General features: G+C 48.7%; 1 protein-coding gene, 2 tRNA genes and 3 rRNA genes. All 6 read left to right on the top strand.

The window, feature by feature from the left end; all coding sequences use genetic code 11:
- Nucleotides 1–439 precede the first annotated feature (439 nt).
- The 6 genes from epmA (at nucleotide 440) to rrf (ending at nucleotide 7,763) form a co-directional block, all read left to right on the top strand.
- On the top strand, nucleotides 440–1,429 hold the full coding sequence (gene epmA / locus AKL11_RS11125) for an EF-P lysine aminoacylase EpmA (protein ID WP_253705195.1): 990 nt from the start codon (nucleotides 440–442) through the stop codon (nucleotides 1,427–1,429).
- Between the two features lie 607 nt (nucleotides 1,430–2,036).
- A 16S ribosomal RNA gene (locus AKL11_RS11120) occupies nucleotides 2,037–3,593 on the top strand.
- A gap of 129 nt (nucleotides 3,594–3,722) precedes the next feature.
- Nucleotides 3,723–3,799, top strand: a tRNA-Ile gene (locus tag AKL11_RS11115).
- A 123-nt stretch (nucleotides 3,800–3,922) separates the two neighbouring features.
- A tRNA-Ala gene (locus AKL11_RS11110) sits at nucleotides 3,923–3,998 on the top strand.
- 448 nt (nucleotides 3,999–4,446) lie between these two features.
- Nucleotides 4,447–7,523: ribosomal RNA gene (locus tag AKL11_RS11105) — 23S ribosomal RNA — on the top strand.
- A 124-nt stretch (nucleotides 7,524–7,647) separates the two neighbouring features.
- Nucleotides 7,648–7,763: ribosomal RNA gene (rrf, locus tag AKL11_RS11100) — 5S ribosomal RNA — on the top strand.
- Together the 16S, 23S and 5S rRNA genes with 2 tRNA genes alongside form the textbook arrangement of a ribosomal RNA operon.
- Nucleotides 7,764–8,210 lie beyond the last annotated feature (447 nt).

Below are 8,210 nucleotides of genomic sequence, written 5' to 3'. Positions count from 1 at the left end.
ACAGACTCCATACCAAGACGTCTCTTGACGAGGAGGAAGAGGTGCTCAGAAAACCGGTTAAGCCAAAACCAAAATAAAACCGATGGTTTCAAGTGAGTTTTGGTTTAGTCCTGTTTAACCTGTGTTTAGAACTTGCGGATATTGTTGCTCATTAGTCAGCGTGACTTCGTTCGTCCTGAATAAATGGCGGTTTGAATTACCAATTAATTTGAGCATTAATAAGCTGTCAGCGGGAATTGCTGAAAGAACGTCAATATAAGCAATATCCCAGCTATTACTTTTGTGCCTTGGCGCGAGCTACCTGATAATTTTGCCGAAGCAGTCGTCGCAAAAGGCGGTGCTTCTTCTATTAAAAAAACGCACCTGAAACAACGCTGATTGAGTGCTACCCTACGACCTGTATCAAAATTATGACTAGTCGCACTATTGGAGAAACGCTGTGACAGAACAACTCTGGCGCCCATCGGCATCGATGATGGCTCTGCGTGAAAGAGCGCATCTTTTGCGAAAGATAAGAGCATATTTTGATGGGCAAGGTGTTATGGAAGTCGAAACGCCTATTCTGTCCAGCAGTGCCACGGTGGATGTCTATATAGATAGCTTTGCCTCCGAATTCACACCCATTGGTCATGATCAGAACCAGCTCTGTTATTTGCGCACCTCGCCTGAGTTTGCCATGAAGCGGCTGCTGGCCTCTGGCAGTGGTGATATTTATTCGCTAGGGCGTGTATTTCGTAACGGTGAAGCTGGTGGCCGTCATAATCCGGAGTTCACCATGCTGGAGTGGTATCGAGTGGGGATGACAGATCAGACCCTGATGGATGATATGTCATCATTGCTATCCAGCATCTGCAACTATAAAGAGGTAAGACGAGTCAGTTACGGGGAGCTGTTTGAGAATGCCCTGGGCATTAACCCTTATCTGGCTTCTGATGAAGAGCTGGGCAGCATGGTGGGTGAACGCATTGATGCAAAACTTCAGGGGTTGGAACGAAATGACTGCCTGGATCTATTGTTCTCCAAATTTATTGAGCCTGAGCTGGGCGGCATAAGTGAAGATGGGTTGGAGGGTTGCTTTGTCTATGACTACCCCGTGACGATGTCCGCTCTGGCAAGAGAAAGCTTGAATAAAAAAGGGCAGCCTGTTTCCTCGAGGTTTGAGCTCTTTATTAACGGAGTCGAATTGGCGAATGGCTATCACGAGTTGACTGATGGTGATGAGCAGGAAAAGCGTTTTGAAGACGAGCGTATTAAAAGGCAGCAAAGAGGATATGACCTTTATCCTTATGATCAGCATATGGTGGATGCTCTAAAACATGGAATGCCAGACTGTGCTGGAGTGGCTCTTGGTATTGATCGTCTACTGATGCTTTTATTAGGCGCCAATAACATCGCTGATGTTCTGGCTTTTGATTTTCAGCGGGCATAAATTAATTTCAAAACACCTCTTGCCAAAAACGACAATGTGCGTAGAATGCGCCCCTCTTCCACGGACGATCTCCAACGAGAAAGCCAACGTTAACTGATGAGGATTCATCACTAACAGGAAGAGTGATTTGAAAACGATTGCTTGAATCAAACGATGAAAACAACCGATTGACAAATCAACGAGATGCGGTAATATGCGCCTCCGCTGACACGGTCTGAACGACAACGTCAGCGAGTTGAAAAGCATCTGAAAACGATCGCTTGACAACGAAAGTCGCTTCGGTATGATAGCGACCTCGCTGATCGGCACCATCGCCGGTTGGAGATTAGATAAGACGCGCTTCGGCACGCACTGATCAGGTTCTTTAACAAGATATCAGACAATTCGTGTGGGCGCTTGTGCGATTGCATCGGTTAAGAAAGCTTCTCTTTGTACTTGTATAAAGAGTCTCTTTCAAAAACTTTGAATGCTTGATCAATCAAGTGAACACTCGTTAATTCAGCTGTCTTCACAGGCAGTTAAATAAAATGTGACGTTCATGAGAATGTTGAGCAGTTGACTTCTCTTCTGAAGAGTATCTTCGGAAAGGTTTTCAACAAAACGATTTAAACTGAAGAGTTTGATCATGGCTCAGATTGAACGCTGGCGGCAGGCCTAACACATGCAAGTCGAGCGGTAACAGGGAAAGCTTGCTTTCTGCTGACGAGCGGCGGACGGGTGCGTAACACGTAGGAATCTGCCTGGTAGTGGGGGATAGCCCGGAGAAATCCGGATTAATACCGCATACGCCCTAAGGGGGAAAGGAGGGGACCCATTTCTTTTATTAGGAGTGAGCCTTTCGCTATCAGATGAGCCTGCGTCGGATTAGCTTGTTGGTGGGGTAAAGGCCTACCAAGGCGACGATCCGTAGCTGGTCTGAGAGGATGATCAGCCACACTGGGACTGAGACACGGCCCAGACTCCTACGGGAGGCAGCAGTGGGGAATATTGCACAATGGGCGAAAGCCTGATGCAGCCATGCCGCGTGTGTGAAGAAGGCCTTAGGGTTGTAAAGCACTTTCAGCGAGGAGGAAAGGRTTAAAGTTAATACCTTTARTCTGTGACGTTACTCGCAGAAGAAGCACCGGCTAACTCCGTGCCAGCAGCCGCGGTAATACGGAGGGTGCGAGCGTTAATCGGAATTACTGGGCGTAAAGCGTGCGTAGGCGGCTACTTAAGTTGGATGTGAAAGCCCCGGGCTYAACCTGGGAACTGCATCCAAAACTGRGTGGCTAGAGTGCGAGAGAGGAGTGTGGAATTTCCTGTGTAGCGGTGAAATGCGTAGATATAGGAAGGAACACCAGTGGCGAAGGCGAYACTCTGGCTTGACACTGACGCTGAGGTACGAAAGCGTGGGGAGCAAACAGGATTAGATACCCTGGTAGTCCACGCCGTAAACGATGTCTACTAGTTGTCCGTTGTCTTGTACGATGGGTAACGMAGCTAACGCGATAAGTAGACCGCCTGGGGAGTACGGCCGCAAGGTTAAAACTCAAATGAATTGACGGGGGCCCGCACAAGCGGTGGAGCATGTGGTTTAATTCGAAGCAACGCGAAGAACCTTACCTGGCCTTGACATCCTGCGAACTTTCTAGAGATAGATTGGTGCCTTCGGGAACGCAGAGACAGGTGCTGCATGGCTGTCGTCAGCTCGTGTCGTGAGATGTTGGGTTAAGTCCCGCAACGAGCGCAACCCTTGTCCTTAGTTACCAGCACGTTATGGTGGGCACTCTAGGGAGACTGCCGGTGACAAACCGGAGGAAGGTGGGGACGACGTCAAGTCATCATGGCCCTTACGGCCAGGGCTACACACGTGCTACAATGGTGCATACAGACGGTTGCCAAGCCGCGAGGTGGAGCTAATCTGAGAAAGTGCATCGTAGTCCGGATTGGAGTCTGCAACTCGAYTCCATGAAGTCGGAATCGCTAGTAATCGTGAATCAGAATGTCACGGTGAATACGTTCCCGGGCCTTGTACACACCGCCCGTCACACCATGGGAGTGGGTTGCTCCAGAAGTGGTTAGCCTAACCTTCGGGAGGGCGATCACCACGGAGTGATTCATGACTGGGGTGAAGTCGTAACAAGGTAGCCCTAGGGGAACCTGGGGCTGGATCACCTCCTTAAACGAAAACCGAYGTCCATAAGCGTTCACACGAATTGTTTGATTATTCTGTTAAAGCAGTCTTGTCCTGAGACTGTAAAAGTTCTTTAAAAGTGTATTTAATGAATCCGTTATCTTGTGGATAGCATTTGGGTCTGTAGCTCAGTTGGTTAGAGCGCACCCCTGATAAGGGTGAGGTCGGCAGTTCGAATCTGCCCAGACCCACCAAATTTTATTCTGCTCTTCGTTGAAAGAAAGCACACATACTATGAGTATGCTTCGCTCACTTTCGCCTCGATCAGAATAAAATTCTGGATGATCCGCTTCCATAAAGATGACAGAAAGAGACATGGGGCTATAGCTCAGCTGGGAGAGCACCTGCCTTGCACGCAGGGGGTCTGCGGTTCGATCCCGCATAGCTCCACCATTTTCTCATGTCGAAATTGACTGATTCATTAAGCATATTTTGCTTTCTTTCTTTACGAAAGATCGTTCTTTAACAATGTGGAATCCAAATTTAAGCTGAATTGCATTACTCAGCTGATTGATAATTTATTATTAATTGGTCGTTAATGAAATTCTTGCTGAGACACTCTCAAGTATATGATCGAAAGATCATTGCTAATGTGTATGGCGATGGATTTGAAAACACTGAAAGGTGCTTTTGAATTCATTTGATCGTTAAGGTAGTTATTGCCTATAACTTTGATCGAACCTTTCTTAACAGTCAGGTTTTGGCGAAGAGATTTTGCTTCAGGCAAGGCGCAAACTGAACGACGGAAGGAGCATACGAATCGTATGTGACTGACAGAGTGAAGATTGCARCGCCGCATGAAGGAAAATATCAARGCCAAAAAGATCGTTTTGGGTTATATGGTCAAGTGACTAAGCGTACACGGTGGATGCCTTGGCAGTCAGAGGCGATGAAGGACGTGGTAATCTGCGATAAGCTTTGGGGAGCCGATAAACAGGCCTTGATCCAGAGATTTCCGAATGGGGAAACCCAACCGCATAAGCGGTTATTCTTTAGCTGAATACATAGGCTTTAGAAGGCGAACCCGGGGAACTGAAACATCTAAGTACCCGGAGGAAAAGAAATCAATTGAGATTCCCCTAGTAGCGGCGAGCGAACGGGGATTAGCCCTTAAGCAATTTRKGWGTTAGYGGAASRCTCTGGAAAGTGYSGCCATAGWGGGTGAWAGCCCCGTACRCGAAARYKMMYYTATTGTGAAATCGAGTAGGTCGGGACACGAGAAATCCTGACTGAASTGTCTTCGGACGAGGGGGGACCATCCTCCAAGGCTAAATACTCCTGACTGACCGATAGTGAACYAGTACCGTGAGGGAAAGGCGAAAAGAACCCCGTTGAGGGGAGTGAAATAGAACCTGAATCCGTGTACGTACAAGCAGTGGGAGCAAGCACTCTTTATTTATAAAGCACGTCTTGTGACTGCGTACCTTTTGTATAATGGGTCAGCGACTTAATTTCAGTGGCAAGGTTAACCGTATAGGGGAGCCGTAGGGAAACCGAGTCTTAATAGGGCGTGAAGTCTTTAACGAGACTAGGAGTCGCTGGGATTAGACCCGAAACCGGGCGATCTATCCATGGGCAGGTTGAAGATTGAGTAACATCAATTGGAGGACCGAACCGACTATCGTTGAAAAGCTAGCGGATGACTTGTGGATAGGAGTGAAAGGCTAATCAAGCCCGGAGATAGCTGGTTCTCCTCGAAAGCTATTTAGGTAGYGCCTCGTGTATCACCATTGGGGGTAGAGCACTGTTTGGGCTAGGGGGTCATCCCGACTTACCAACCCCATGCAAACTCCGAATACYAATGAGTGCAATCACGGGAGACACACGGCGGGTGCTAACGTCCGTCGTGGAAAGGGAAACAACCCAGACCGTCAGCTAAGGTCCCAAAGTTCTAGTTAAGTGGGAAACGATGTGAGAAGGCCCAGACAGCCAGGAGGTTGGCTTAGAAGCAGCCACCCTTTAAAGAAAGCGTAATAGCTCACTGGTCGAGTCGGCTCGCGCGGAAGATTTAACGGGGCTCAAACTAGACACCGAAGCTACGGGTTTCAGTGGTCAGTTTTCAGTTGTTAGTTAGCAGTTGTAAGTTTAAAAACTGCAAACACAGTAAAATGTTGGTTGGTTTGCACAAGAGTTTCCAATAACTCTGAGCAAAACTGACRACCAACAACTGAAAACTGACCAYTGAAGCGGTAGAGGAGCGTTCTGTAAGCCGTTGAAGGTGTATCGGGAGGTATGCTGGAGGTATCAGAAGTGCGAATGCTGACATGAGTAACGACAAGGGGAGTGAGAAGCTCCCCCGCCGGAAGACCAAGGGTTCCTGCGCAACGTTAATCGGCGCAGGGTGAGTCGGCCCCTAAGGTGAGGTCGAAAGACGTAATCGATGGGAAACAGGTCAATATTCCTGTACCCCTTTTGACTGCGACGGAGTGACGGAGAAGGCTAGGTCAGCGCGGCGTTGGTTGTCCGCGTTTAAGATCGTAGGCTGGGGWYCCAGGCAAATCCGGRWCCTCAAGGCCGAGAATTGATGACGAGGYTCTACGGARCYGAAGTGATTGATGCCATGCTTCCAGGAAAAACTTCTAAGCTTCAGGTCAAAAGGGACCGTACCCCAAACCGACACAGGTGGTCAGGTAGAGAATACCAAGGCGCTTGAGAGAACTCGGGTGAAGGAACTAGGCAAAATGGCACCGTAACTTCGGGAGAAGGTGCGCCGGCTTTGGTGATCGGACTTGCTCCGTAAGCTGAGGCTGGTCGAAGATACCAGGTGGCTGCGACTGTTTATTAAAAACACAGCACTGTGCAAACACGAAAGTGGACGTATACGGTGTGACGCCTGCCCGGTGCTCGAAGGTTAATTGATGGGGTTATCCCTCTTTTAGGAGAGTGGAGAAGCTCTTGATCGAAGCCCGAGTAAACGGCGGCCGTAACTATAACGGTCCTAAGGTAGCGAAATTCCTTGTCGGGTAAGTTCCGACCTGCACGAATGGCGTAACGATGGCCACGCTGTCTCCACCCGAGACTCAGTGAAATTGAAATCGCTGTTAAGATGCAGCGTATCCGCGGCTAGACGGAAAGACCCCGTGAACCTTTACTATAGCTTCACAGTGGATTTTGATGTTGCTTGTGTAGGATAGGTGGGAGGCTTTGAAGCGWKGACGCYAGTTMDYGTGGAGYCAAYCTTGAAATACCACCCTGGCAATATTGRRGTTCTAACCCAGGTCCTGAAACGGGATCGGGGACATTGTGTGGTGGGTAGTTTGACTGGGGCGGTCTCCTCCCAAAGAGTAACGGAGGAGCACGAAGGTTGGCTAAGTACGGTCGGACATCGTACGGTTAGTGTAATGGCACAAGCCAGCTTGACTGCGAGAGGTACATCTCGAGCAGGTACGAAAGTAGGTCATAGTGATCCGGTGGTTCTGAATGGAAGGGCCATCGCTCAACGGATAAAAGGTACTCCGGGGATAACAGGCTGATACCGCCCAAGAGTTCACATCGACGGCGGTGTTTGGCACCTCGATGTCGGCTCATCACATCCTGGGGCTGAAGCCGGTCCCAAGGGTATGGCTGTTCGCCATTTAAAGTGGTACGCGAGCTGGGTTTAGAACGTCGTGAGACAGTTCGGTCCCTATCTGCCGTGGACGTTGGAAGTTTGAGAAGAGCTGCTCCTAGTACGAGAGGACCGGAGTGGACGGACCACTGGTGTTCGGGTTGTGTCGCCAGACGCATTGCCCGGTAGCTATGTTCGGACGKGATAACCGCTGAAAGCATCTAAGCGGGAAGCCCCCTTCAAGATGAGACTTCCCTGGGCACTAGATGCCCCTGAAGAGCCGTTAAAGACTATGACGTTGATAGGTTGGGTGTGTAAGTGCTGTGAGGCATTGAGCTAACCAATACTAATGACTCGTGCGGCTTGACCATATAACGCCAAAGCGATCTGCAGAAGCAGAAGCCATGCATATAGCATKAGAGTGTTTAGCAAGAAAGACAGCTTAAATAAACGGATTCCAAGACTGAGCGCGAAAGCGAGCAGTCACCAGTTACGCCTGGCGACCATAGAAAGTTAGAACCACCTGATCCCATCCCGAACTCAGTAGTGAAATGACTTATCGCCGATGGTAGTGTGGGGCTTCCCCATGTGAGAGTAGGTCATCGCCAGGCACTAAATTACCCTTGAGTTCGCTCAAGGTTGTGAAAACCCCGAGCACTTCGTGTTCGGGGTTTTTGCTATGCATCAAAAAATCCAAGCATTGCATATATATTAACTAATGTTCAGTTCGGCAGATAAAGAAAATATCAAACCTATGAAGCACCAGAGCGCTTGGTTGAAGAGGGCTATGACATATTTTCTACCGATCATTCTGGTTCTTCTTGCAGCAACATGGACGAGAGCAGACCCAGTGGCTAGTACTCCATCCACCGTCAAATGATAGACTGAATTTTGTATTATCCTGACAGCTCCACTGCAACAAAAGATGGAGCCGTCATGAACGTTAAATACCATGTTCGTTTAAGTGATGATGAACGCTCAATGCTTGAGGCTTTAATCAAACAAGAAAAACCAATAATTGCGCAACACAAAAAACGCCACGCACAAATTTTGCTCGC

The sequence above is a fragment of the Endozoicomonas ascidiicola genome, from assembly GCF_001646945.1.
Lineage (GTDB): Bacteria > Pseudomonadota > Gammaproteobacteria > Pseudomonadales > Endozoicomonadaceae > Endozoicomonas > Endozoicomonas ascidiicola.
This window is presented reverse-complemented; position numbering and strand designations above follow the sequence as displayed.